The sequence below is a fragment of the Sphingomonas glacialis genome (assembly GCF_006439055.1).
GTDB lineage: Bacteria > Pseudomonadota > Alphaproteobacteria > Sphingomonadales > Sphingomonadaceae > Sphingomonas > Sphingomonas glacialis_A.
The window spans coordinates 620,339-644,008 of the sequence record NZ_RCZC01000002.1 but is presented as its reverse complement, the minus strand read 5'-3'; the positions used below and the strand labels follow the sequence as shown (position 1 = coordinate 644,008).

Here is a 23,670-nt window from a genome sequence, read left to right as displayed (position 1 = left end):
GCGTGCGCGTCTAAGATCGGGTGATGGACCTTCCCGATGATCTGCCCGCGGCCGCGCTGACGCATCTCGAAGCGCTGATCGGCTTCGACACCACATCGCGCGATTCGAACCTCAAGCTGATCGAATATGTCGAGGCGTTCCTCGGCGACTTCGGCGTCGCGTCGCGGCGAGTCGCCAATGCCGACGGGTCGAAGGCCAATCTGTATGCGACGATTGGGCCGGCCGTGCCGGGCGGGGTGGTGCTATCGGGCCATACCGATGTGGTGCCGGTCGATGGGCAGGCGTGGACGAGTGATCCATTCGCGCTGACGCGGCGTGGGGGGCGGCTCTACGGTCGCGGGACGTGCGACATGAAGGGCTTTCTCGCACTGGCTCTGGCGGCGGTTCCCGCGTTCGCGCGCAGCGAGACGGCGCGGCCGCTGCATCTGGCGTTTTCCTATGACGAGGAGGTGGGCTGCCTCGGCGCGCCCTCGATGATCCGCGCCTTGGTGTCCGAACTCCCCGCGCCGATCGCTGTCATCGTCGGCGAGCCGACCGAGATGGAAGTGGTGAGCGGGCATAAGGGCATCTCAACTTGGCGCGTCACCGTGACGGGGCATGAGGCGCATTCGAGCCTGACGCATCTCGGTGTTTCAGCCAATATGGTGGCGATCGGGTTGATGGCGCAGCTGCGCGCTCTCGCCGAGTCGTTCGAGCGGCATCCCGACCCGGCGTCGCTCTATCATCCGCCACATGCGACGCTCACGGTCGGGCTGATGCATGGCGGTACCGCGGTGAACATCCTGGCGCGCGAATGTGGCTTCAGCTTCGACTTGCGGACTCCGCCTGGGCAGGACCCCGACGAGATCATGGCGCCGTTCCTCGCGGCCTGTGCGGCCGAGGATCGTGCGCTCAAGGGGCGTTTTGCGGATGCCGGCGTTGCGATCGCGCGACGTTCGGCGACACCGTCGTTCGCGCCCGAGCCGGGGGGTGCCGCCGAGACGTTGGCTCGGCGCCTCGCGGGCGACAACGGACCGGCGCGCGTCGTGCCGTATGCGGCAGAGGCTGGGCAGTTTCAGGGGGCGGGGTTTTCGACGATCATCTGCGGGCCGGGCTCGATCGAGCAGGCGCATCAGGCGGATGAGTATCTGGGGATAGCTCAGTTCGAGCGAGGCGCGGCGTTCATGCGGCGCCTGATCGAGGCGATGCGCTAAGGCTCTGCGAAAAAAAGTTGCCAGTACGAAGTCCCGCGGAACAGGGCGCAATATTTGGGGCGTCGAAGTCAAGCGGGGTACAGAGAGGGCGACCACCTCGTCTGCTCAATCGCGCGCGCCTGGACGGGTGTGCGCCACAGTTTGACCCGACACTCCCGATAACAGCCTCCAAACCGGAGCTATTTTCGTTCGTGCCGGGCCGGATCGAGGTTTAGAAAGGGCGCATCGATTCGCCGTAGATCAATGCGAGGACAAAACGCAGCATTACTTTTCTCCCATGTTACACCCAGTTGGGTGTCAAACATCCTTAATAGACTGTTAAGCATGAAGCAATCGCGCTTTTGGGGGCGGGGCGATGGCCACGCGCGCCTTAACTGTTCTTTCAATGCTGGCGGTTAGCGCAGTGCTATGGCGCGTATCCTGCAACCACAGTTCCCTCTCCGCCGCCCGGCGCGAGGTATGTCGGCAAGAGCTGCTGCCGATGGCGCCGCGAACCTGCCGCCCCCGGCGCGGTCGCGTCGTGCCACTGCGCAACGCAGTTCACAGCGGGGCAACGCTGACCTTGGCGGGAATGTCTGGCAGTTCGTCTGTCTGGTGCAGATCGGGAACTTCGCCGCACTGCGTCGGCATCTCGGCCCGACGCGCGCCGAAGACCTGGCGCGCGAACTCGAAGCGCGGATTGCCGTTACCTTACCCGACGCATCGACTTTAGCGATTGGCCGGGCAACGATCGAGGTTGCTTTCATCGGCGACGGCTTTGCAGCACTTGAGGCGGCGGTTGCCCGTGTGCGCGAGGCGACCGCGCGACCGTTCGACATCGATACGGAATTGCACGCGTTCGAAATCCTGGTCGGGGCGGCCGGCGCGCCACACGGGACGACCGAAGATGTGCGCCTGGTCGAGGAAGCCGAGGGTGCGCTGGATGATACCCATGCCGAGCAGGATACCGTCTTGCGTGACCTCTCGGCAGGTACGGCCGCATTCGATCGGCTGACACTCACGCGCGAATTGCCGCGCGCGATCGCCGGTGGCGAGATGTTCCTGCAGTATCAGCCGAAAGTCCATGTTCGAAAGCAGGAAATCAACAGCGCGGAGGCGCTGGTTCGTTGGCAGCATCCGACCCGCGGGTTGATCCTGCCGGGCGATTTCATCACCGTTGCCGAAGAGGCGCGGCAAATCTCGGCGCTGACCTTGTGGACGATCGACGAGGTGATCCGCGATCAGCGGACGCTCGCTGCCGACGGCCACGATCTTACGATCTTCATCAACATCTCCGGGCAATTGCTGGGTGACCGGAATTTCGTCGAGGCGGCATGCGCAGCGGTACGCGCCGGCGACGTCAAGATCGGCTTCGAGATCACCGAGACCGCAGTCATTCGCGACCCCGATTCCGCGATCGCCAATCTGCAGGTGCTGGCCGATCAGGGAATCGTGATCGCAATCGACGATTACGGCGCGGGGCTGTYGTCGCTCGCCTATCTCAAGCAATTGCCCGCGCGCGAACTCAAGATCGACAAGATGTTCGTGCTGCAATTGACCAGCAGCAACCGTGATCCGTTGATCGTGCGATCGACGATCGATCTTGCGCATGCCCTCGACATGGAGGTCACCGCCGAGGGTGTTGAGACGCAGGCGGCGATGGCGCTGCTCTCGGTGATGGGCTGCGACATGATCCAGGGATATCTGATCAGCCGTCCGATCTCGATCGATGCGTTCCGTCGTTTCCTGCACGACTATCGCGCGCGTCCGGCGGAGGATCCGCGCAAGTCGATGTTCCAGCGGCCGGCGGCATTCTGGAAGAGTGCCTGAGGGCATTCCCCGACCCCGGGGTTAGCGTCGCTTTAATAGGTTCGGCTGCAAGAGAGCGTCATGTGGCGAACGCTCCTTCGGACAATTACCTGTATAGCGATCGCATGCTCGGCACCGCTTGCGGCGGCCGATGCCGCGTCGGGGCAAAGCCAATCACCGCCAGCGGCCAGCTATGAGGCGTTGATCGCCGACGCCAAAGCCAAAATGATGACGGATCCACCCAAGGCGATCCTTCAGGCGAAGACGGCCGAACGGACGAGCGCGTCGATGGTCGGGCGCGACAAGATCATTGCGGTGGCAACAGCGCAATGGCTTCAGGGCGAGGCCTATGTTCGTCTGAACGATCTGGACAAGGCAAAGCCGCTCATCACCCACGCGATCGGTCTCGTGGCAACGGGTGGTCCGCCGACCAAGCTTTACGGCGATCTCTTGCTCTCACTCGGCGGCTTGAAGACAGCTAAGGCCGATGTCGCGGGTGCCCTGGCAGCATATCAACGCGCGCATGAGGTGTTTCATGCGACGGGAGAGTTACGAAGCGAAGCAATTGCCATCGTCCTTATCGGCGTTCTCTATCAGGAGGCCGGCAATCAAGAGCAGGCCCTCAAATATTTCGCGAAATCGCTCGATGTCTATCAGGGAGATCCGCAGATCTCCGTCTCGGTCTACAACAATCGTGGCATTTCCCTGCAGGAACTGCAGCGTATTCCTGAGGCCCAGATCGAGTTTCGTAAGGCTCTTGCCATTGCGCGACAATTGGCAAGCCCGTCAATGCAAGCGCAGACGCTCCGCAACATCGCGCGCGGCCAGTTGCTCGCGGGACAGCCGATCGAGGCCGACCGATCGGTAGCGCAGGGAATGGCGGTTTCGAACGTTGACGAGGCGGCGTCCGTGCGGAACCACTTCCTCGTCCTCTCGGCCTGGTCCGCCCGGCTGCGCGATCATCTGCCGCTCGCCGAACGGCTCATCACGCGTGCCTTTGCCAATGTCGATCCCGATGCCCCGACGCTCGACGTGCGCGAGGCGCATCAGACCGCGTATGACATCTTCAAACAGGCCGGCAACCAGGCACAGGCGCTCGTCCATCTCGAAGCGCTCAAGGCGCTCGACGATAAGACCTCGGAGCTCGCAGCCTCGGCCAACACGGCACTTGCCGCCGCGCGTTTCGATTTCGCGACGCAGGAGCTCAACATCGAAAAGCTCAAGCGCGCGCAACTCCAGCGCAACATCGATGATGCCAAACTGCGCGCGCGGACGCAGCAGACGATCTTCGGTGGTGCTGCGATTGCAACGCTGATCATCATGGGCCTGCTCGCCTTTGGCTTGGTCACGATCCGCCGCAGCCGCAACGAAGTCCGCGCCGCCAACGTCGATCTCGGCAAGACCAACGCCGCGCTCGCCAAGGCGCTCGCCGCCAAGACCGAGTTCCTCGCGACCACCAGTCACGAGATCCGCACCCCGCTCAACGGTATCCTCGGCATGACGCAGGTCATGCTCGCCGACCGCACGCTGACCGAGGCCCTGCGCGACCGGATCGGGGTCGTCCACGGCGCGGGCGTTACGATGCGCGCGCTGGTCGACGATATTCTCGACGTCGCGAAGATGGAGACCGGCAACCTCACGCTCGAAGACGTACCGTACGACCTCAAGGCCACGCTGCGCGAGGTGTCGCGGCTGTGGGAAGAGCAAGCGCGCGCCAAGGGGCTGACCTTCGTGCTCGATCTCGATACGTGCCCCGATCATGTCGTTGGGGACGCCGCGCGCGTACGGCAGATCGCCTTCAACCTTTTGTCGAACGCCCTCAAATTCACTGCGGCCGGGGAGATCCGGCTGGCCGCATCGGCGCGGGGCTCGGCGCTTGCCATCGCGATCAGCGACAGCGGGATCGGGATTCCTGCCGACAAGCTCGGCATCATCTTCGAATCGTTCCGGCAGGTCGATGCCGGGACGACCCGGCAGTTCGGCGGCACGGGCCTCGGGCTCGCGATCTGCCAGAACCTGGCGGAGGCGATGGAGGGCGCGGTCGTCGTGACAAGCACGGTCGGCCACGGATCGACCTTCACGCTCGAACTGCCGCTGCGGCTCGCGGCTGCTCCGGAAGCGATTTTGAAGGACGATGCGGCGCCAGCCACCGCGCTGCTCATCCTCGACCGCAACCCCATTTCCCGCAGCATGTTGCGGGCCGTGCTCGCAGCGCGTGCAGGCGAGATCATGTTCGCATCGTCGCTCGACGAAGCGGTGTCGCGGATTGGGGAGGGCGGTATTGCGCGCTTGCTGATCGACGACAGTACGATCAAAGCCGAGCCCGATCTCGATGCGGCACTCGCCACGCTCGGCGCGTATCCCATTCGATCGACCTTGCTATGGTCGGCGCCTGATGACGCCGATCGCGCCCGGTTTTCCGTCGCGGGGATCGATCAGCTCGTCGCCAAACCGATTGCGGGCGTTGCACTCGCCGCGGTGTTGTTCGACAGCGCGCCCGATGATAATCGCAGCCTATTAACCCGTGTCACGCAAGCGGCATGAAATAGAGATTTCCGTAATGTCGTATGTGTCCTTCCCCTTCAAACGTCTGGCGACCGTGTGATGAATATTCTGTTCATCGAAGACGATCCGATGAATCGCCGCGTCGTGAAGGATATGCTCGACGTAGCCGGTGCGAGCATGACCGGAGCAGAGAGCGGTGAGGCCGGGCTCGAGCTGATCGAGCTGGAGGATTTCGTGATCGTGCTGCTCGATTTGCGCATGCCGGGAATGGACGGATTCGAGACGTTGCGGCACATCCGCGCGCGCGGCGATGCCAAGGCAACGCTGCCGGTGATCGTGCTGACCGCCGATACCGCGGTCGATCTGCGCGAGCGGTGTCTGGCCGAGGGGGCCGACGAAGTGCTGTTCAAGCCCGTTGCGATGGATTCATTGTTCGATGCGATCGGACGGATGCTCGCCAAGGGGCTGGGCGACGGGATGATCGGCTGAGCGCGCGCTGCCGGCCGGCCGTCCGAGCACACCCTCCATCGATGCGGTCGCGCTGCCGCGCCGCGCCGGTTTGGGCTGCGACGGGGCAGGGGACCAGCCGGTGAGATAGACGATGTCGAACTGCTCGGCGGTCTTGCCGTCGGGATCGGCGCGCGCCGCGAACAGATCGGCCGCCCGCGCGAGCGTGTCGCGCCGCAGCGGGGTACGGTCGCGCAGGATGTTGGTGCCGCCCATGCCGCGCAGATCGCGGAGCAGCCCACCGATGCCGCGATAGCGCACGCTGAGCGGCTCGATATCTGCGACGGGGAGCGCAAATCCGGCGCGCATCAACAGGTCGCCCGCCGATCGCACGTCGATCTGCGGGTGGATCCGTGCCGCAGGACGGTCGCCTTCCGCCTCGCGCAGCACCGCGCGCAGCGTCGACAGCGTCCCCATTCCGCAAAACGCCGCCAGGAACAGCCCGTCGGGCCGCAGCGCCCGCCGCGCCAGCGTCAGCGCACCCGGCAGATCGTTGACGCTGTCGAGCACGCCTGCAGAAACCACCAGATCGAACGCGCCGGCCGAGAAGGGCAGGCGATCCTCATCCGCCTGCACGCCGCCGACCCGCGCCGCGAACGCCGCGCCGGCGTCGCAGCGCACGACCGTCGCTCCCGCCGGAACCTCCAGCGCTCCGTCGAAGCAGCCGAGGTCGAGCATGTCGGTGAAGCGGTGGGTCACGCTCGCCAGACGCTCGGCGATCCCGTCGAGCATGGCGGCGCGCAGGAAGTCGAATTCGGCAAAGCCGGGGGCGGCGCGGTCGCGGCGCCGGCGGCGCGCTTCGCGGTCGAAGATGTCTGGAACGCTCATCGTCGCGCTTGTGCCGCTGGCGAGGCCAAGCGACAAGGGTCGGCGTGTCGCCCTGGCTCGTTCCCTTGCGCTTCGTCGCCGATTTCGCGCTGCCGCCGCGCTGCCCCGGCTGCGGCGGCGTGACCGGCGCAGACCATCTCTTCTGCGCCGATTGCTGGGGCAAGTTGCGCTTCCTTGCGCCGCCCTGGTGTGCGGGCTGCACCGTGCCGTTCGCGCATGACCGCGGGCAGGACGCGCGGTGCGCGCAATGCCTTGCCGACCCGCCCGACCATGCCGGGATCCATGCCGCGGTCGCCTATGGCGACGTCGCGCGGGGGGTCGCGCTGCGGCTTAAATATGGCGGCCGCACGGCGCTTGCCGAGACCGTCGGACGGCAGATGGCGCGGCTCTTGCCACCCAACGCCGAGCTGCTGGTCCCGGTGCCTCTGCACCGCTGGCGCTTATGGTCGCGCGGCTTCAACCAGGCTGCGTTGATCGCCCAGGCCGTGACGCGCGCACGCGGCGTGCCGAACGACCCGCTGCTCTTGCGGCGCATCCGGGCGACGCCGCCGCTCCGCGGGATGGGCGCCAAAGCCCGCGCCCGCACGGTTGCCGGTGTCTTTCGCGTCGTCGATCCGCGGAAACGGTTGCAGGGCAAGGCGGTGGTCCTCGTCGATGACATCTACACCAGCGGCGCCACGACCGACGCCTGTGTCCGCGTGCTGCTGCGCGCAGGTGCGGCCAGCGTCTCGATCCTGTGTTGGGTGCGCGTACTCGACGACGCGCTCGACGCTGGCTGATTGACAAGCGCCGCCTGCGTCCACATCTTTGATCGATGCCAAAGATCGAAATCTACACCAAAGCCTTTTGTCCCTATTGCGCGCGTGCGATGAAGTTGCTCGCGTCGAAGGGCGCCACCCCCGAAGAGTTCGACATCACGATGGGCGGGCCGAAGCGCGCCGAGATGCTCGAGCGCGCCAATGGCGGTACCACCGTTCCGCAGATCTTCATCGGCGGGCAGCATGTCGGCGGGTCCGACGATCTTGCCACGCTCGAGCGCGCGGGCAAGCTGGACGCGCTGCTGGCGGCATGAAGATCGCGCTGGCGCAGCTGACGAGCGGGATCGACCCCGCCGCCAATGCCAGAACGATCGTCGCGGCCATCGCGGAAGCGGCTGGCGCCGGCGCCGCGATGTTGTTCACGCCCGAAATGTCGGGTCTGGTCGATCGTGATCGCGATCGTGCCGCCAAGGTGCTGCGCGGTGAGGACGACGACATCGTACTTGCAGCGGTCCGCGCGGCTGCGGCAGAGCATCGGCTGTGGGTGCATCTCGGATCGCTCGCGGTGCATGGCGCCGATGGGCGGCTCGCCAACCGGGCATTCGTGATCGACGATAACGGCGCGATCCGCGCGCGCTACGACAAGCTCCATCTGTTCGACGTCGATTTGCCGAGCGGCGAAAGCTGGCGGGAATCGGCGAGCTATGCGCCAGGCGAAGGCGCCGTGGTGGTCGATACCCCCGCGGGCGCGCTGGGTCTGTCCATCTGCTACGATCTGCGCTTTGCCGATCTCTATCGCGCCTTGAGCAATGCCGGCGCCACGGTCCTCGCGGTTCCTGCCGCGTTCACGCGCCCGACCGGCCTTGCCCATTGGCATGTCCTGTTGCGCGCACGGGCGATCGAAGCGGGGGCCTATGTCGTCGCGGCGGCGCAGACCGGTGTCCATGCCGATGGTCGGGCGACCTACGGCCATTCGCTCGTGGTCGATCCGTGGGGCGAAGTGATCCTCGACATGGGCGAGGCGGCTGGCCTCGGCTATGCCGAGATCGACCCGGCGCGGGTCGCCGATGTGCGTGCGCGGATCCCGGTCCTGGCGCACCGCCGCGCGATCCCGGAGGTCGCGTCGGCGTGATCGTGTTCGATCTGCGCTGTTCGCAGGCGCACGTCTTCGAAGCGTGGTTCGGATCGAGCAGCGCGTTCGAGGAGCAGCGCGAGCGTGGATTGCTCAGCTGTGCGATCTGCGGCGATCGCGCGATCGGCAAAGCGGTGATGGCGCCCAATGTTGGTGCTAAGGGCAATAGCCGCAGTGAGGTGGTCGCGAGCCGGCCGGATCCGCAGACGCCCGCCACGACGCCGCAGGCGATCAAGGCGGCACTCAGCGCGCTCGCCACGGCGCAGGCGGAGATGCTCAAACCCTCGCAGTGGGTCGGTCGCGCATTTGCCGACCAGGCGCGCGCGATGCATGTCGGCGAAACCGCCGCAGCACCGATCCACGGCGAGACGACGCTCGCCGAAGCGCAGGCGTTGCTCGAAGACGGCGTCGGAATCGCGGCGCTACCGCTGCCGGTTGTGCCGCCACGATCGGTCAACTGAGCGGCTGAAGCCGTTGCTTGCGCCGCAGAGTTGGCGCATGCCGCCATCATCGAGATTGACCTGGGGCCGATGCAAAACTACGGACATCCCCGGAGCCCCCGTAGCTCAGGTGGATAGAGCGACGGTTTCCTAAACCGCAGGCCGGTGGTTCGAATCCACTCGGGGGCACCATTGTCGTCCGACGGGGATTGGAAATGCTGCGATAGCAGAATGCCTGCCATATTCCCCGTGCTTGCCGCAACCCAATGAGACGGGCGGATCGCCGCCCGCGGAATCGTGAAATCCTATGACACCCAGCGAAACCTACCGCGCCAACGCCGCTGCGCAACGTGAAGCCGCGCAAAAGACTACGCTCGCCAATCGCCGCGAAATGCACGAGCGGTCGGCCTATGCGTGGGAAGCCATGGCGGAGGCGAATGAGGCGACCGCGGCACGGGCAGTGGTGAACGCTGCGGCGAAACTCGCCGGCTGAACGCCCGCGTAATTCCAGGGTATCAGAACGCCCGAAACCGGCACGCCGCGAGGCGTGCCGGTGTCATGGTGTCGACATACCCGTAACGGATCAGGCCTTCATGTGGCCGGCAAGGTGCTTGTTCATCTCGAACATGGTAACCTTGTCCTTGCCGAAAATCTTCTTGAGCTTCTCGTCGGCGACGATCTCGCGCTTGTTCTCCGGGTTCTGGAGATCGTGCTGCTTGATGTACGCCCAGACCTTGCTGATCACTTCGCTACGCGGCAGCTTGTCGGCACCGACGATTGCGGCGAGATCGGCCGAAGGGGTGATGGGCGCAAAGATGCCGCCGGTCTTGGGTGCGTCGCTCTTTGCGGTTGGGGTCTTGGCCATAAATAGTCCTTCCTGGTGTGCCGTTAAAACCGACATCGGTTTCACGCCTTCGTTAGCGCTGCGCTCTTGTGCGCTGCCTTTCCGCCATTGTCACTCCTAACAATGAACTCGGGATTCTCGGGCGAAGCGGCGACCTTATGCCCCTTTATCGTGGTCGGCTTGGTCTGCTTTTTCTCGACCACGCCGTGCGCCGTTCCGCCATGCGATTTCCAGGTGACATGGTCACCGGCCTTGGGATCCTTCATCCTGCGCTCCTGTCGTTCGGGGAAGGAGCGCATGGCGAGGCGTTTCGGTTGCATCGCTTTGCCGCGGTCGGTGATCACTATGGCCGTCGCCCGCGGCCGCGGAGCGTCAGAACGCCTTGCGTAGCGTCACGCCGTAGGTCCGCGGTTCATTGATATAGCCGCTGAAGCTGCCGTTCTGCACCACCGTGGCGAAGGCGCCGATGAAGTAATTGTCGTTGCCGAGATTACGGATCCAGCCCTGGATCTCGAACTGGTCGGGCAGGTTGAGCCCGATGCTGGCGTTGACCGTCTTGACCTCGGCGCTGGCGATCGACGCCGGCACCGTGTCGGTCAGCGGGGTCTTGCTCGAATAGACGAACTCGCCGCGGACATAGGCGCTGATCCGATCGCTGATCGTCTGGGTGTAGATCGCGTTCACATTGGCCGACCATTTCGAGATGCCCGCCGGCGTCGTCCCGCTCAGATCGCGGAATTGCGGTGGGAGCGTGCCGGCGGGCGATCCGGCCGGAACCTGGCAGCGCGCATCGAACGAGAAGCACGGCGCGCGGGTGAAGGAGTCGTATTTCGGGTCGAGATACGTGCCCGACGCGTTGATCACCAGCGCGCGGAACGGCTTGTACGATCCCTCGACCTCAACGCCGCGGACCGACTGGCTGCCGGCGTTGACCAAGGCGAAGCCGGTGCCGGTGAAGGCGTTCGACTGGAAGCCTTTAATCTTCTCGTCGAACACCGCGATGTTGAGATAGCCGCCGCGGAATCGGGCCTTGGCGCCGATTTCATAGACTTCGACATTTTCCGGATTGGCGGTGCGGCCGACGCCGTTGGTCGCTGGGCGACTGTCCGACGACAGATTGTAGGCGCCCGCCTTCCACCCGGTCGAGTAGCTCGCATAGACGTTGATGTTGCTGTTGATGTCGAACTTGGCACGGGCGAGATAGGTGAACTTGTCGCCCTTCAGGATGCCGTTCTCGGTCGCATTGGGAAAGTTGACCGGTCCGTGATTGGCGGTGTCGGCATAGAAGAACTGCACCGCGTTCAGGCCGGCGAAGAGATTGGTCGGGATCCGTGCGCCCGCCGGGGCGCCCGGCGCGATGATCGCCAGCGGCAGGAAGCCGAGTTCGGTCACGTTGTTGAGGTTGAGCTGCGAGAAGCGGTCGGTCAGCACGACGTTCGACACCGCGGCCTTGCGATCGTGCAGATAGGCGCCGCCGACGGTCAGCGTGAGGCGCTCGAACGGCTTGAAATCGGTCTGCCCGAACACCGAGAACGATTGGTCGTTCAGCGTGTAATTATCGAAGATCCCGGTGCCTTGCGCGAAATAGGTCTGGCCCGGCACGACACTGGTATTGCCGGCGGCGCGCTGCAGCGATTCGAGCGTGAGGATCGGCGGCACTGCGCCGGCCGCGGGCGCGCCGTTGGCGCCGCGCGTGATCGTCACCGCATCGGCAAAGGCACGCGCATCGGCGCCGTAGAGGATGTTGCGCCCGCTGCGGATCTTCTCGTCCGAATAGAAGGCACCGAGCAGCCAGTTGAAGGGCCCTGCATTGTCCGACGCCAGGCGGAATTCCTGGGTCAGCGTCTTGATGCTGTCCGACGTCGTCTGGTTCGAGATGTCGGCACCGGTGAAATCGACGTCGAGCGTCGTATCGTTGGTCTGCGTGCGATAGGCGGTGATCGAGGTCAGCTTGGCGAAGCCGACATTCCAGTCGATCTGCCCCGAAATGCCCTTGCCGGTCAGTCGGTTGTTCGGCGAGGTGTTGTACACGACCTCGCGGTTGTACGCGGTCGCGGGGTTGCCGATCACCGCGCCGACGCCGCCGAACGCGCGCGGGGCGCCAATCAACTGCGTGACCGGCCCGTTGAAGATCGTCACCGCGCCGCAGCAGACTTCGTTGATATGGTTGAGATCGGCGATGATGCGGACCGAGAAGTCCGACGACGGCTCGAACAGCAGGTCGCCGCGCAGCGAATAGCGGTCGCGCCCGTTGACCTGCACCTTGTTGACGAGGTTGGTGTAATACCCGTCGCGCTGGTTGACGCTGCCATAGAGCCGGAAGGCGAGCGTCTTCGAGATCGGCCCGGTGACCGAGGCGCGCGCTTCGATATTGCCGAAATTGCCTGTCGTCGCTTCGGCGCCGCCGCCCCAGCTGAATTGCGGTCGCTTGGTGACGATCGAGATCGCGCCCGCCGACACGTTCTTGCCGAACAGCGTCGATTGCGGACCGCGCAGCACCTCGATCCGCTCGAGATCGGGCAGATCCGCGATCGCCGAGGCCGAGCGGGAGCGATAGACGCCGTCGATGAACACGCCGACCGAACTCTCGACGCCGATATTGCCGGTGCCGTTGCCGAACCCGCGGATCTGGAAGCCGGTCTGGCCCGAGCTCTGCAACTGATAGACCTTGAGCGAGGGCACGCTCGCCTGGAGCGAGATCAGGTCCAGGATACGCGCCTTCTTGATCGTATCGGCGCCGGTCACCGCGACCGAGACGGGGACGTCCTGCAGCGTCTGTTCGCGCTTGGTCGCCGTGACGATGATGTCGTCGCCATCGCTGCTGCGCGAATCGACCTGCTGCGCGGCGGCGGCGGTCGCGGCGGGCGCGCCTTGTGCCTGGGTAGTCGGCGGCGTATCTTGCGCGAGCGCTGGACACGCGTAGAGCGAAACCAACGCCGATGCAGCGAGCAGTTCGAATTTCTTCATGATGGCATCCCCTAGCTCCGCCGCCTCCAGTCTATGCCGGATGACGGTTTTCGAAGATCAGGTTCGTTAAATGATGGGGCATAGTCAATGGGCTAAATTACCTTGGACTGGGACTAGTGCCGGATAATTCGAAGGCGGTAGCGTTATAAATTAGGACTAATTCCATGTTGCAGTACGGCGAAACTGGTCGGCCGTACGGTTGCCGCATGGATGGATTGCGAAGGAAGCAGCGTGGACGGACGGAATAAGACGGAATTCGGCGTTGCCGAGATCGGCGCCGACGGAAAGGTCGTGGTGCCCGATGCGGTCGCCGAGGCGGTCCGCACGCTGATCCGCTGGGCGGGGGACAATCCGACGCGTGAGGGGCTGCGCGATACGCCGGCGCGAGTCGCGCGGGCGTGGAAGGAATATTGCGCGGGCTATACCGACGATCCCGCGAAGCATCTGTCGCGCGTGTTCGAGGAAGTCGGTGGCTATGACGAGATCGTGCTGCTCAAGGACATCCCGTTCCAGTCGCATTGCGAGCATCATATGGCGCCGATCATCGGCAAGGCGCACATCGCCTATCTGCCGGGCAATTATGTCGTCGGCATCTCCAAATTGGCACGCGTGCTGCAGGCCTTTGCGCGGCGCCTGCAGGTGCAGGAGCGGCTGACCGCCGAAGTTGCCGACTGTATCTGGAACAACCTCAAGCCGGTCGGCGTGGCGGTGGTGATCGAGGCGAGCCATGCCTGCATGACCGCGCGCGGCGTGCGCACGCAAGGCGTGACGATGGTGACCAGCCGGATGATGGGCGTCTTCCGCGACGACGAACGCAGCCGCAAGGAAGTGCTCGCGCTGATGGGGCGCGGATGAGCGCTGCGCGAACCGTTCTGGTGACCGGCGCCGCGCGCCGGCTCGGCGCGACGATCGCGCGCCATCTGGCGGGGCAGGGGTGGCGGGTCGCGATCCACCACCACCATTCTGCCGACGATGCCGACGCGCTCGCGGCCGAGCTCCCCGGCGCGACCGTCCTGTCCGGCGATCTCGCCGATCCGGAGGTGCCGGCGGTGCTGGTCGCAGCGGCGCGTGCGGCGTTCGGTGGGCCGTTGGTGGCGCTCGTCAACAGCGCGTCGCTGTTCGACTATGATACGCCGCCCGAGATTACCGCCGCATCGCTGCGCGCGCATGGCGTGGTCAATCTGGAGGCGCCGGTCCTGCTCGCGAGCGCGCTTGCGGCGCAGGATGATCTCGTTGCCGGGGCGGTGGTGAACATCCTCGACCAGAAGGTCGCCAACCTCAATCCCGACTTCTTCTCGTATAGCTGTGGCAAGATCGCGCTAACCGGCGCGACGACGATGCTCGCCCAGGCGCTGCGCCCGCGGGTTCGCGTCAATGCCGTGTCGCCCGGCCTGTCGCTGCCGAGCGCCGACCAGAGCGAGGCGGAATTCGTCGCGGCAGCATCGAAAAACCTGCTGCAACGCCCTGTCGATCCAGCCGATATCGCGCGCGCGGTCGGGTTCCTGCTCGAGGCCGATGGGCTCGAAGGACAGAATCTGTTCGTCGATTGCGGCCAGCATTTTCTTAAGCGCGACCGCGACGTGATGTTCGAGGGCCGGGCATGAGCGCGCGCTTCACGACCGTGCTCGAGGGGCTCGAGGTCATGATGGGGCTCGGCATCCACCCGTCGGAACTCGCCGCAGCGCAGCGCGTGATCGTCTCGGTGCGGATGGACGTGGTCTATCCCACGCCGCCGAACGAGGACCGGATCGACGCCGTGCTCGATTACGATTTCGTGCGTACAGGGATCCATGCGCTCGTGGCGGAGCGGCATTTCCACCTGCAGGAGACGCTGTGCGAGGCGATCGCGGCCTTGTGCCTTAGCGATTCGCGCGTCGAGCGCGTGACGGTGCGAACGTCGAAGCCCGATATTTATCCCGATGCGGCGGTGGGGTGCGAGATCGTCCGCGAGCGGTGATGCTTATTCTCCCCGGCACGGGGGGGGGTGGCAGCCAAAGGCTGACGGAGGGGGCGGGCCGCAAACCGAGCGCTCGCGGCGGCCCCCCTCCGTCATGCTGCGCATGCCACCTCGCCGTGCCGGGGAGGATCAGGTTCTATTCGCCGCGCTGAGCACCGCGCGGACCGAAGCGGTCGCGATATCGGCGTCGATCCCGACCCCGAACACCGTCCGTCCATCGGCCGAACGGCATTCGACATAGGCGGCGGCTTGCGCATCGGCGCCATGCCCGATCGCATGCTCGCTATAGTCGACGACATCGAGCTGTGGCCCGGTCGTGTCGCTCAGCGCCGCGATCACGCCCGAGATCAGTCCGTTGCCGCGCCCCGAGATCGAGCGTTCCTCGCCATCGACCGCGACATGCCCGACGAACAGGCGATCCCCAACGCTGCCGCTCTCGGTATAATCGAGCAAACGGAAGCGATCCTCGCCGCGCGCGAGATAGGTCGCCTCGAACAGCCCCCAGATATCGCTCGCGTTCATCTCGCGGCTGGTCTCGTCGGCGAGGCGCTGGACGTGACGGCTGAAATCGGCCTGGAGCCGCTTGGGGAGCTTGAGGCCCTTGTCCTGCTCGATCACCCAGGCGACGCCGCCCTTGCCGCTCTGCGAATTGACGCGGATCACCGCTTCGTACGAGCGGCCGAGGTCGGCCGGGTCGATCGGCAGATAGGGGACTTCCCACAGCGGGTCGTTCTTGGCTTCCTGCGCGGCGAAGCCCTTCTTGATCGCGTCCTGATGGCTGCCCGAAAACGCCGTGAAGACCAGGTCGCCGGCATAGGGCGTGCGCGGATGCACGGGCAGCTGCGTGCAATAGTTCACAGTGTTGACGACCGCATCGATGTCCGAGAAATCCAGCTTGGGATCAAGGCCTTGCGTGTACATGTTGAGCGCGACCGTCACCAGATCGCAATTGCCGGTGCGCTCGCCATTGCCGAGCAGGCAGCCCTCGACGCGGTCCGCGCCCGCCATCAGGCCGAGCTCGGCGGCGGCGACGCCGGTGCCGCGGTCGTTATGCGGATGCAGGCTGAGCGCGACGGTGTCGCGATTGCGAATGTTGCGGCTGAACCATTCGATCTGGTCGGCATAGACGTTGGGCGTCGCGCATTCGACCGTCGCGGGCAGGTTCAGGATCAGCTTGTGGTCGGCCGTCGGGCGCAGCACGTCCATCACCGCTTCGCAAACCTCGAGCGAGAAATCGAGTTCGGCGGTCGAGAAGGTTTCGGGGCTGTATTCGAAGAACCAGTCGGTGTCGGGCTGCGCGGCGGCCTGATCGCGCAGGATCATCGCGCCGTCGATCGCGATCTGTTTCACTTCGGCGCGGCTCATGCCGAACACGATCTTGCGCCACGCGGGGCTGACGGCGTTGTAAAGATGGACGATCGCCCTGGGTGCGCCGCGCAGCGACGCAAAGCTCGTCTCGATCAGGTCGCGCCGCGACTGGGTGAGCACCTGGATCGTCGTGTCGTCGGGGATGCGCCCATCGCGCACCAGGCCTGAGATGAAATCGAACTCGGTCGCGCCCGCAGCGGGAAAGCCGACCTCGATCTCCTTGATCCCGACCTTGACGATCAGGTCGAACATCCGGGTCTTCTTCTCGGCATCCATCGGATCGATCAGCGCCTGGTTGCCGTCGCGCAGATCGGTCGAGAGCCAGCGCGGCGCCTTGGTGATCGTCTGCGACGGCCAGCGGCGATCGGGCAGGTCGATGGTGGGAAAAGGACGGTATTTGGTCGAAGGGTCACGCAGCATGATCGGTCTCGCTCGGCAATCGCGGTTTTACAGCGGCGCGGTTTTCTAGGGGCGCGGTCCGCTAGGGGCGGAGGATCCTCAGGCGCGCCGCGCTGGCCTCGATCGGCGCGCGGCAGTGTACACGCCTAAGGGCGCGTAAGTCGAAGCGAGCCGAGGGCTAGAAAGCAAGTCACGCACCGCGAATAGCGCGCGGGTCGCGTCCCTGTCCAGCCCGAACCGCAACGGGGGTAGCGCTTGAGCCAAATCAATTACGGAAGGCCGAACTTGGGGTAAAACGCGAACATGCGACAACTGATCTATACGAGCGTCACGACCAATCCGAGCGGTCGTGCCCAGGACGACTGCGTGCCGATCCTGCGGCAAGCGGCGGTGCGGAACGGACTCGATGGGATTACCGGCCTGCTCTATTCGCAGGATGCGGAATTTCTGCAGGCGCTCGAGGGCCCCGACGACAGCGTTGCCGATCTGCTCGCAAGCCTGAAGGCCGATCCGCGCCATCGCGACCTGCGCGTCCTGATCGACCGGCAGACCGACGAGCGGGAATTCGGCGACTGGATGATGGTGCATCGCGAGCGGCGTGAGAGCGTCGATTCGTTCGACCGGCGGCTGCACGGCCTGTTGCTGGGCGTGTCGCGCGAGACAGCGGAGTATTTTCGCGCGCTGGTGCCGGCCTGACGGCGGGCGCCGATGGCGACGTGTGTCGCCATCGGCACGGCACGTTATTGCAGCTCGAACGCCGCGTTGATGACGAGCACGGTCTCGTCCGACACGACGGGCACGTACTTCGTTACGCCGAAGTCCGAACGATGGATCACCATCCGGCCGAGAAAGCCGATCGAGGCCTTCTTGCTCATCGGGTTGGTCGCCGCGCCGAACAGTTTTGCGCGGAAGCTGACGGGCTTGGTCACGCCGTGTAGCGTGAGCGTGCCATCGACCTCAACCGCGTCGGGGGCGATCTGCGCGACCTTGGTCGAGCGGAAGGTCGCGGTCGGGAATTTGGCGGCGTCGAACCAGTCGGCACCCTTGAGCTCACCCGTCAGCACATCGCTCGTCGTCTGGACGCTGGCGATCGGGATCGTCACGTCGAGCTTGGTCGCGGCGGGCTTGGCCGGGTCGAGCTGGAGGCTGCCCGACGCACCCGAGAAGGTGCCGGCATAAGGCGAGATGCCGAAATGGCTGACGCTGAAGGTGACCTGGGTGTGGTTCGGCTCGACCTTGTAGGTGCCGGCCTTGACCTCGGCGGCGGTGCCGGCGCCGTGCAGCATTTCGGGCGGGGTGGTCTGCGCGAGCGTGGGGGCGGCGATCAGCAGCGCTGCGGCAGTGGCGGCGTAGAGGTGGGTAAGGCGCATGGGGACACTCCTGTTAAGATGTACCCAAGTGCGATGCCCGCTCCGCAGCGTCAAACCCCGTTTCGGCAACGAACCGTTTCGGGGCAAGGTAAAGCCGCTCGCCTTTAGGGGAGGGGTTGGGGTGGGGAAGTTCCAAACGCCGCGCTCTCTGCGAGGCACGGCCCCACCCCCAACCCCTCCCCTGAAGGGGAGGGGCTTAAGGCACGGTCAGTTCTTGGTCTGGTCGACCAGCTTGTTGGCGCCGATCCACGGCATCATCGCGCGCAGTTCCTTGCCGACCTTCTCGATCGGATGCGCCTCGGCCTGCTTGCGCGCGGCCTTGAGCTCGGGCTGGCCGGCGCGGTTGTCGAGCACGAAGTTCTTGACGAAGCGGCCCGACTGGATGTCGGCGAGCACGCGCTTCATCTCGGCCTTGGTCTCGTCGGTGATGATCCGCGGGCCGGTGGTGATGTCGCCATATTCGGCGGTGTTCGAGATCGAATAGCGCATGTTGGCGATGCCGCCCTCATAGAGCAGGTCGACGATCAGCTTGGTCTCGTGCAGGCACTCGAAATAGGCCATTTCGGGCGCGTAGCCGGCCTCGACCAGCGTCTCGAACCCGGCCTGGATCAGGTGGGTTACGCCGCCGCAGAGGACTGCCTGCTCGCCGAACAGGTCGGTCTCGCATTCCTCGCGGAAGTTGGTCTCGATGATGCCCGAGCGACCGCCGCCGACGCCGCTTGCATAGGCCAGGCCGATGTCGTGCGCGTTGCCGCTCTTGTCCTGGTGGATCGCGATCAGGCAGGGCACGCCGCCGCCGCGGACATATTCGCTGCGCACGGTGTGGCCGGGGCCCTTGGGCGCGATCATGATGACGTCGAGGTCGGCGCGCGGCTCGATCAGCCCGAAATGCACGTTCAGACCGTGCGCGAACGCGATGGTCGCGCCCTGCTTGAGGTTGGCGTGGAGATCGTCGGCGTAGATCGCGGCCTGATGCTCGTCGGGGGCGAGGATCATCGTGATGTCGGCCCAGGCGGCGGCTTCCTGGTTGGTCATCACCTTGAAGCCGGCGCCATACGCCTTCTGTGCCGAAGGCGAGCCTTCGCGCAGCGCGATGGCGATGTCGGTGACGCCCGAATCGCGCAGGTTCTGGGCGTGGGCATGGCCCTGGCTGCCATAACCGACGATCGCGATCTTCTTCGAGGTGATCAGGTTCAGGTCGGCATCGGCATCATAATAAACGCGCATGGTATTTCCCTTTTCAAAATTCGTCGCCCCGGCGGAGGTCGGGGTCGCTTCGTTGCTGGCGCTGTCCGCTGTAACGGGACGGCCCCGGCCTCCGCCGGGGCGACGCGTGATGTCAGATCGCCGCGTTCCCGCGGGCCATTGCGACGATCCCGGTGCGGGCAACCTCGCACAGCCCGACTTCGCGCATCAGCGTGACGAAGGTGTCGATCTTCTCGCGCCCGCCGGTCACTTCGAACACGAAGCTGGTGGTGGTCGCATCGACGACCCGCGCACGGTAGACGTCGGCGAGGCGCAGCGCCTCGATCCGGTGATCGCCGACGCCCGACACCTTGAGCAGGGCCAGCTCGCGCTCGACATGCGGGCCGAGCGCGGTGAGATCGGTCACCGAATGGACCGGGATCAGCCGGTCGAGCTGCGCGAGGATCTGCTCCATCGTCGCATCGCTCGCCGAGGTCACGATCGTGATCCGGCTGACCGCCTTGTCGGCGGTGACGTCGGACACTGTCAGGCTCTCGATATTATAGCCGCGTGCGGTGAACAGGCCGGCGATCCGGGCGAGGATGCCGGGCTCGTTGTCGACCATCACCGCCAGAGTGTGGCGCGACGCTTTTTCCTTGGTGATGTGCATGATTACCTCGTCGCCCCGGCGCAGGCCGGGGCCGCTCCGTTGGGGAGTGAAACGGTGGATGCGCGCGATAGCGTAGCGGCCCCGGCCTGCGCCGGGGCGACGGAAACTGCACCCATCACACCAGCGCCTTCGCTTCGTCGTCCATTTCGCCCGACACTTCGCTCGCCTGGAGCAGCATCTCGGTATGCGCGGCGCCCGATGGGATCATCGGGAAGCAGTTCGCCAGTTTGGCGACGCGGCAATCGACGATCACCGGACCGTCATAGTCGAGCATCGCGGCGATCCCGTCATCGAGCTGGCCGAGCCCCTCGATCCGGATGCCCTTCCAGCCATAGGCCTCACCAAGCTTCACGAAGTCCGGGAGAGAATCGCTGTAACTCTCGGAATAGCGGCTCGAATAGGTCAGCTCCTGCCACTGGCGGACCATCCCCATATATTCGTTGTTGAGGATGAAGATCTTGACCGGCAGCCGGTATTGGCTCGCCGTCGCCAGCTCCTGAATGTTCATCTGGATCGAGGCTTCGCCCGCAATGTCGATCACCAGCGCCTTGGGATTGCCGAGCTGCGCGCCGATCGCGGCGGGCAGGCCATAGCCCATCGTGCCGAGCCCACCGCTGGTCAGCCATTTGTTGGGCGCGTCGAAGCCGAAATGCTGTGCCGCCCACATCTGATGCTGGCCGACCTCGGTGGTGATGATCGGTGCGCGCTTGTGCGTCGCCTCCCACAAGGCGCGGATCGCACGCTGTGGCATGATGTCGCTATCGACCTCTGGAAAATCGAGGCTTTTCTTGGCGCGCCACTCGCCGATCATCTGCCACCAGGCAGCAAGATCGGGCTTGGGATGGCGCCGCGCCTTGAACACGCGGACCATGTCCTCGAGCGCATGGCCGACATCGGCGACGATCGCCAGATCGACGCGGACGTTCTTGTTGATCGACGAACGATCGATATCGACGTGGATCTTGCGCGAGAACGGGCTGAACGCGTCGAGCCGACCGGTCACGCGGTCATCGAAGCGCGCGCCGAGGCAGACGATCAAATCGGCCTTGTTCATCGCCAGATTGGCTTCGTATGTGCCGTGCATGCCGAGCATGCCGAGCCACTGCTCGCCGCTCGCCGGATAGGCGCCGAGGCCCATCAGCGTCGAGGTGACGGGCGCGCCGGTGATCCGCGCGAGTTCGCGCAGCAACTGGCTCGCCGCCGGGCCGGCATTGATGATGCCGCCGCCGGTGTAGAGGATCGGGCGCTCGGCCGCGGCGAGCATGTCGACGGCTTGCTCGATCGAGGTCTGGTCGGCCTTGATCTGCGGGCGATAGGTCTTGTGGCGAATGGGACCAGGCTTGGTGTAGCGCGCCGTCGCCACCTGGACGTCCTTGGGGATGTCGATCACCACCGGGCCGGGGCGGCCCGAGGTGGCGATGTAGAACGCCTCGTGGATCGTGTCGCCGAGCTTGGCGGGGTCCTTCACCAGGTAATTATGCTTGGTGCAGTGGCGCGTGATGCCCACCGTATCGGCCTCCTGGAACGCGTCGGTGCCGATCAAGGCGGTCGGCACCTGGCCGGTGATCACCACCATCGGGATCGAATCCATCAGCGCGTCGGTGATGCCGGTGACCGCGTTGGTCGCGCCCGGCCCCGAGGTGACGAGCACCACGCCGGGCTTGCCGGTCGAGCGGGCATAGCCCTCGGCGGCATGCGTCGCGGCCTGCTCATGGCGCACCAGGATGTGCTTGATCCGCCCGGAGCGGAACAGGGCGTCGTAAATCGGCAGGACGGCACCGCCCGGATAGCCGAAGACGACCTCCACGCCGAGATCGCACAGCGCCTCGATCAGGATGTCTGCTCCGCTTTTCTCGGTCACGTCTCGTCTCCCATCGCGCCGCCAGGGATTAGCAGCGTTGGAGCGGCGCTGCTAGAGAAACGAAATGTGCGTGTCAACGACTATCGACGTAATAATGTGTCGAAATAGTCGCTTCTTTCGCCGTTTTCTAACGCAGGGGTGCGAGTCCAGCTCGGCGGGGGCTGATTGCGGAACCACGTATATTGACGCTTGGCATACTGCCGCGTGGCCAGGGCGACCGCATCAATCGCTTGTTTTTGTGAGGTTTCTCCGGCCAACGTGGCGGCGACTTCCCTGACGCCGATCGCGCGACGGATCGGCGCTTCGGGCGCGATGTCGCTGCGCGCGAGCAAGGCGCGCACTTCCTCGCGCGCTCCGCCGGCTAGCATCGTAGCCGCGCGGCTGTCGCAGCGCGCCATCAGCCAGTCGCGATCGGGCAGCAGGACGATTGCGGCGAGCGCGATCCGCTCGCCGATCCCGCCGCTGCGCTCGGCCTGCCAGCCCGCGAGCGACTTGCCGGTCGAGCGCACCACTTCGAGCGCGCGCGCCACGCGCGTCGTGTCGGCGGGGGCGAGGCGCGCGGCGGCGGCGGGATCGACCGAGGCGAGGGCTGCATGCGCCTGCGCGACGGGAAGCGCGCGGACCTCTACCCGGACGGCCGGGTCGATCTCGGGCACCGGCGCGATCCCGTCGAGCAGCGTGCGCATGTACAGGCCGGTGCCCCCGACCAGCACCGGAAGCTTGCCGAGCGCTTGGGCGCGCTCGATCTCGGCGCCCGCCTCGTCCGCCCAGCGCGCGGCGGAATAGCTATCGGCCCCGTCGACATGCCCGAACAGCCGGTGCGGGACGCGCGCTTCATCGGCCTCGCTCGGGCGCGCGGTCAGCACGCGCAGGTCGCGATAGACTTGCGCGGAGTCGGCGTTGATGACGATTCCGTCGTGACGTTCGGCGACCGCGATGCCGAGTGCGGACTTGCCGCTCGCGGTCGGCCCTGCGATGAGCGCGACCTGCGGGAGATTCACAGTGTTCATTGCCACCTTGATAGCATCGGAAACGCTCAGTGCAGGCGATCTTTCTGCAGCGATCGATCGGATCGCTGCGGTGGGCTGCGCACCGGCGACCTCGGCGTGGATCGAGCCCGAGAAGGCGGTCGATATCCTGTTCGGGGTTTCACCCGACGCCGCACGCAAGGCACTCGAGGGCGTGTTCGACGGCGTCGATGTCGTCGTGCAGGCGGCGCAGGGGCGCGAGAAGAAGCTGCTCGTCGCCGACATGGATTCGACGATGATCACCGTCGAATGCATCGACGAGCTCGCCGATTATGCCGGGATCAAGCCGCAGATCGCGGCGATCACCGAGGCGGCGATGCGCGGCGAGCTTGATTTCGAGGGTGCGCTCGATGCGCGCGTAGCGTTGCTCAAGGGGCTCGACGAGGCCGTGATCGAGCGCTGTCTCGCCGAGCGCGTGACGATCATGCCCGGCGCCGTGGCGCTGGTGCAGACGATGCGGGCGCGGGGCGCGACCGCGATCCTCGTCTCGGGCGGTTTCACGCGGTTTGCCGATCCGGTCGCCGAGCGGATCGGCTTCCACCGGGCGATCGCCAACCGGCTCGAGCTGGCCGACGGCGCGCTGACCGGCACGGTAGCCAAGCCGATCGTCGGTTCGGACACCAAGCTGCAGACCTTGCGGGCGGCGCGCGCCGAGCTCGGCCTGCTGCCCGAAGAGACGCTCGCGGTGGGCGATGGCGCGAACGATCTGGCGATGGTGCAGGAAGCGGGGCTGGGCGTCGCCTATCACGCCAAGCCGATCGTCGCCGCTGCTGCGGCGGCGCGGATCGACCATGGCGATCTGTCGGCGCTGCTCTATGTGCAGGGCATCGCGCGCGCGGATTGGGTGACGGCGTAACGCACGGCGGACGC

24 protein-coding genes and 1 tRNA gene are annotated in these 23,670 nt (G+C 65.6%); 15 read left to right on the top strand and 10 right to left on the bottom strand.

Translation table 11 applies throughout. From position 1 onward, the window contains the following. Positions 1-23 precede the first annotated feature (23 nt). The 4 genes from argE (at position 24) to EAH76_RS06860 (ending at position 5,975) form a co-directional block, all read left to right on the top strand. Entirely contained in the window at positions 24-1,193 is a 1,170-nt protein-coding gene (argE, locus tag EAH76_RS06875; RefSeq protein WP_140849426.1) for an acetylornithine deacetylase, read from the top strand. A 594-nt stretch (positions 1,194-1,787) separates the two neighbouring features. Continuing rightward, positions 1,788-3,002 carry an EAL domain-containing protein gene (locus EAH76_RS06870; protein WP_241659593.1) on the top strand — a complete coding sequence of 405 codons (1,215 nt, stop codon included), beginning with the start codon at positions 1,788-1,790 and terminating at the stop codon, positions 3,000-3,002. A gap of 207 nt (positions 3,003-3,209) precedes the next feature. Then, a complete protein-coding gene (locus EAH76_RS06865) occupies positions 3,210-5,525 on the top strand; it encodes an ATP-binding response regulator (RefSeq protein ID WP_241659592.1) in 2,316 nt (771 codons plus the stop codon). A gap of 60 nt (positions 5,526-5,585) precedes the next feature. After that, the gene (locus EAH76_RS06860) at positions 5,586-5,975 is read left to right on the top strand and encodes a response regulator (RefSeq protein ID WP_140849422.1); all 390 of its coding nucleotides are present in this window, start codon (positions 5,586-5,588) and stop codon (positions 5,973-5,975) included. Here the strand turns inward: EAH76_RS06860 and EAH76_RS06855 are convergent. Beyond that, complete coding sequence (locus tag EAH76_RS06855) at positions 5,913-6,821, bottom strand: methyltransferase domain-containing protein (protein WP_194150947.1); 909 nt, start codon at positions 6,819-6,821, stop codon at positions 5,913-5,915. The two genes, EAH76_RS06860 and EAH76_RS06855, sit on opposite strands and share 63 nt — an antisense overlap. A 44-nt stretch (positions 6,822-6,865) precedes the next feature. Between EAH76_RS06855 and EAH76_RS06850 the strand changes: the two genes are divergently transcribed. The 6 genes from EAH76_RS06850 to EAH76_RS06825 all read left to right on the top strand — a co-directional run bounded on the left by EAH76_RS06850 (position 6,866) and on the right by EAH76_RS06825 (position 9,644). After that, positions 6,866-7,600, top strand: a complete 735-nt coding sequence (locus tag EAH76_RS06850; protein ID WP_140849418.1) for a ComF family protein — start codon at positions 6,866-6,868, stop codon at positions 7,598-7,600. Positions 7,601-7,635: 35 nt separating this feature from the next. After that, a complete protein-coding gene (grxC, locus tag EAH76_RS06845) occupies positions 7,636-7,893 on the top strand; it encodes a glutaredoxin 3 (protein WP_140849416.1) in 258 nt (85 codons plus the stop codon). Further along, on the top strand, positions 7,890-8,711 hold the full coding sequence (locus tag EAH76_RS06840) for a carbon-nitrogen hydrolase family protein (protein ID WP_140849414.1): 822 nt from the start codon (positions 7,890-7,892) through the stop codon (positions 8,709-8,711). The genes grxC and EAH76_RS06840 overlap by 4 nt, the downstream gene beginning before the upstream one ends. Then, entirely contained in the window at positions 8,708-9,172 is a 465-nt protein-coding gene (locus tag EAH76_RS06835; protein ID WP_140849412.1) for a DUF1178 family protein, read from the top strand. The genes EAH76_RS06840 and EAH76_RS06835 overlap by 4 nt, the downstream gene beginning before the upstream one ends. Before the next feature lie 94 nt (positions 9,173-9,266). After that, positions 9,267-9,343: transfer RNA gene (locus tag EAH76_RS06830), tRNA-Arg, on the top strand. A gap of 115 nt (positions 9,344-9,458) precedes the next feature. Next, the gene (locus tag EAH76_RS06825) at positions 9,459-9,644 is read left to right on the top strand and encodes a hypothetical protein (RefSeq protein ID WP_010186188.1); all 186 of its coding nucleotides are present in this window, start codon (positions 9,459-9,461) and stop codon (positions 9,642-9,644) included. Between the two features lie 90 nt (positions 9,645-9,734). Here EAH76_RS06825 and EAH76_RS06820 read toward each other — a convergent pair whose 3' ends face one another. From EAH76_RS06820 to EAH76_RS06810, 3 genes are read right to left on the bottom strand one after another with little or no spacing between them, the layout of a single operon-like run. Further along, on the bottom strand, positions 9,735-10,016 hold the full coding sequence (locus EAH76_RS06820) for an SWIB/MDM2 domain-containing protein (RefSeq protein ID WP_010186189.1): 282 nt from the start codon (positions 10,014-10,016) through the stop codon (positions 9,735-9,737). Between the two features lie 41 nt (positions 10,017-10,057). Next, positions 10,058-10,339: a DUF2945 domain-containing protein gene (locus tag EAH76_RS06815; RefSeq protein WP_241659591.1), complete on the bottom strand. Its 282-nt coding sequence runs from the start codon at positions 10,337-10,339 to the stop codon at positions 10,058-10,060. Positions 10,340-10,367: 28 nt separating this feature from the next. Next, positions 10,368-12,962, bottom strand: a complete 2,595-nt coding sequence (locus tag EAH76_RS06810; RefSeq protein ID WP_140849410.1) for a TonB-dependent receptor — start codon at positions 12,960-12,962, stop codon at positions 10,368-10,370. Positions 12,963-13,172: 210 nt separating this feature from the next. Here EAH76_RS06810 and folE point away from each other — a divergent pair, with 210 nt between their 5' ends. Genes folE through EAH76_RS06795 form a run of 3 tightly spaced genes read left to right on the top strand, consistent with a single transcriptional unit; the run spans position 13,173 to position 14,919 of the window. Beyond that, positions 13,173-13,817 carry a GTP cyclohydrolase I FolE gene (gene folE, locus EAH76_RS06805; protein ID WP_431357975.1) on the top strand — a complete coding sequence of 215 codons (645 nt, stop codon included), beginning with the start codon at positions 13,173-13,175 and terminating at the stop codon, positions 13,815-13,817. After that, on the top strand, positions 13,814-14,566 hold the full coding sequence (locus EAH76_RS06800; protein ID WP_140849406.1) for an SDR family oxidoreductase: 753 nt from the start codon (positions 13,814-13,816) through the stop codon (positions 14,564-14,566). The genes folE and EAH76_RS06800 overlap by 4 nt, the downstream gene beginning before the upstream one ends. After that, positions 14,563-14,919, top strand: coding sequence for a dihydroneopterin aldolase (locus tag EAH76_RS06795; protein ID WP_140849404.1), 357 nt, complete (start codon positions 14,563-14,565; stop codon positions 14,917-14,919). The genes EAH76_RS06800 and EAH76_RS06795 overlap by 4 nt, the downstream gene beginning before the upstream one ends. A 129-nt stretch (positions 14,920-15,048) precedes the next feature. On the opposite strand, the gene leuA is transcribed toward EAH76_RS06795, so the two are convergent. Continuing rightward, positions 15,049-16,707, bottom strand: coding sequence for a 2-isopropylmalate synthase (gene leuA, locus EAH76_RS06790; protein WP_140849402.1), 1,659 nt, complete (start codon positions 16,705-16,707; stop codon positions 15,049-15,051). A gap of 282 nt (positions 16,708-16,989) precedes the next feature. Between leuA and EAH76_RS06785 the strand changes: the two genes are divergently transcribed. Beyond that, complete coding sequence (locus EAH76_RS06785) at positions 16,990-17,382, top strand: BLUF domain-containing protein (RefSeq protein WP_140849400.1); 393 nt, start codon at positions 16,990-16,992, stop codon at positions 17,380-17,382. Between the two features lie 44 nt (positions 17,383-17,426). On the opposite strand, the gene EAH76_RS06780 is transcribed toward EAH76_RS06785, so the two are convergent. The 5 genes from EAH76_RS06780 to miaA form a co-directional block, all read right to left on the bottom strand. Next, complete coding sequence (locus EAH76_RS06780) at positions 17,427-18,056, bottom strand: YceI family protein (protein WP_140849398.1); 630 nt, start codon at positions 18,054-18,056, stop codon at positions 17,427-17,429. A 207-nt stretch (positions 18,057-18,263) separates the two neighbouring features. Then, positions 18,264-19,283: a ketol-acid reductoisomerase gene (ilvC, locus tag EAH76_RS06775; protein WP_140849396.1), complete on the bottom strand. Its 1,020-nt coding sequence runs from the start codon at positions 19,281-19,283 to the stop codon at positions 18,264-18,266. Positions 19,284-19,395: 112 nt separating this feature from the next. Continuing rightward, positions 19,396-19,911, bottom strand: coding sequence for an acetolactate synthase small subunit (gene ilvN, locus EAH76_RS06770; RefSeq protein ID WP_140849394.1), 516 nt, complete (start codon positions 19,909-19,911; stop codon positions 19,396-19,398). Between the two features lie 115 nt (positions 19,912-20,026). Further along, positions 20,027-21,772, bottom strand: coding sequence for an acetolactate synthase 3 large subunit (locus EAH76_RS06760; RefSeq protein WP_140849392.1), 1,746 nt, complete (start codon positions 21,770-21,772; stop codon positions 20,027-20,029). An 80-nt stretch (positions 21,773-21,852) separates the two neighbouring features. Continuing rightward, positions 21,853-22,782, bottom strand: a complete 930-nt coding sequence (gene miaA, locus EAH76_RS06755) for a tRNA (adenosine(37)-N6)-dimethylallyltransferase MiaA (RefSeq protein WP_140849390.1) — start codon at positions 22,780-22,782, stop codon at positions 21,853-21,855. On the opposite strand from miaA, the gene serB reads away from it, so the two are divergent. Further along, positions 22,775-23,656, top strand: a complete 882-nt coding sequence (gene serB / locus EAH76_RS06750) for a phosphoserine phosphatase SerB (RefSeq protein ID WP_140849388.1) — start codon at positions 22,775-22,777, stop codon at positions 23,654-23,656. The two genes, miaA and serB, sit on opposite strands and share 8 nt — an antisense overlap. Positions 23,657-23,670: the final 14 nt, after the last annotated feature.

Coding starts and splice junctions, on each gene's coding strand:
- EAH76_RS06865 (WP_241659592.1), top strand. CDS start 3,210: ATGACGGATCCACCCAAGGCGATCCTTCAGGCGAAGACGGCCGAACGG.
- EAH76_RS06810 (WP_140849410.1), bottom strand. CDS start 12,962: ATGAAGAAATTCGAACTGCTCGCTGCATCGGCGTTGGTTTCGCTCTAC.
- leuA (WP_140849402.1), bottom strand. CDS start 16,707: ATGCTGCGTGACCCTTCGACCAAATACCGTCCTTTTCCCACCATCGAC.
- EAH76_RS06800 (WP_140849406.1), top strand. CDS start 13,814: ATGAGCGCTGCGCGAACCGTTCTGGTGACCGGCGCCGCGCGCCGGCTC.
- ilvN (WP_140849394.1), bottom strand. CDS start 19,911: ATGCACATCACCAAGGAAAAAGCGTCGCGCCACACTCTGGCGGTGATG.
- folE (WP_431357975.1), top strand. CDS start 13,173: ATGGATTGCGAAGGAAGCAGCGTGGACGGACGGAATAAGACGGAATTC.
- EAH76_RS06840 (WP_140849414.1), top strand. CDS start 7,890: ATGAAGATCGCGCTGGCGCAGCTGACGAGCGGGATCGACCCCGCCGCC.
- EAH76_RS06855 (WP_194150947.1), bottom strand. CDS start 6,821: ATGAGCGTTCCAGACATCTTCGACCGCGAAGCGCGCCGCCGGCGCCGC.
- ilvC (WP_140849396.1), bottom strand. CDS start 19,283: ATGCGCGTTTATTATGATGCCGATGCCGACCTGAACCTGATCACCTCG.
- miaA (WP_140849390.1), bottom strand. CDS start 22,782: ATGAACACTGTGAATCTCCCGCAGGTCGCGCTCATCGCAGGGCCGACC.
- grxC (WP_140849416.1), top strand. CDS start 7,636: ATGCCAAAGATCGAAATCTACACCAAAGCCTTTTGTCCCTATTGCGCG.
- argE (WP_140849426.1), top strand. CDS start 24: ATGGACCTTCCCGATGATCTGCCCGCGGCCGCGCTGACGCATCTCGAA.
- EAH76_RS06795 (WP_140849404.1), top strand. CDS start 14,563: ATGAGCGCGCGCTTCACGACCGTGCTCGAGGGGCTCGAGGTCATGATG.
- EAH76_RS06825 (WP_010186188.1), top strand. CDS start 9,459: ATGACACCCAGCGAAACCTACCGCGCCAACGCCGCTGCGCAACGTGAA.
- EAH76_RS06860 (WP_140849422.1), top strand. CDS start 5,586: ATGAATATTCTGTTCATCGAAGACGATCCGATGAATCGCCGCGTCGTG.
- EAH76_RS06780 (WP_140849398.1), bottom strand. CDS start 18,056: ATGCGCCTTACCCACCTCTACGCCGCCACTGCCGCAGCGCTGCTGATC.
- EAH76_RS06820 (WP_010186189.1), bottom strand. CDS start 10,016: ATGGCCAAGACCCCAACCGCAAAGAGCGACGCACCCAAGACCGGCGGC.
- EAH76_RS06785 (WP_140849400.1), top strand. CDS start 16,990: ATGCGACAACTGATCTATACGAGCGTCACGACCAATCCGAGCGGTCGT.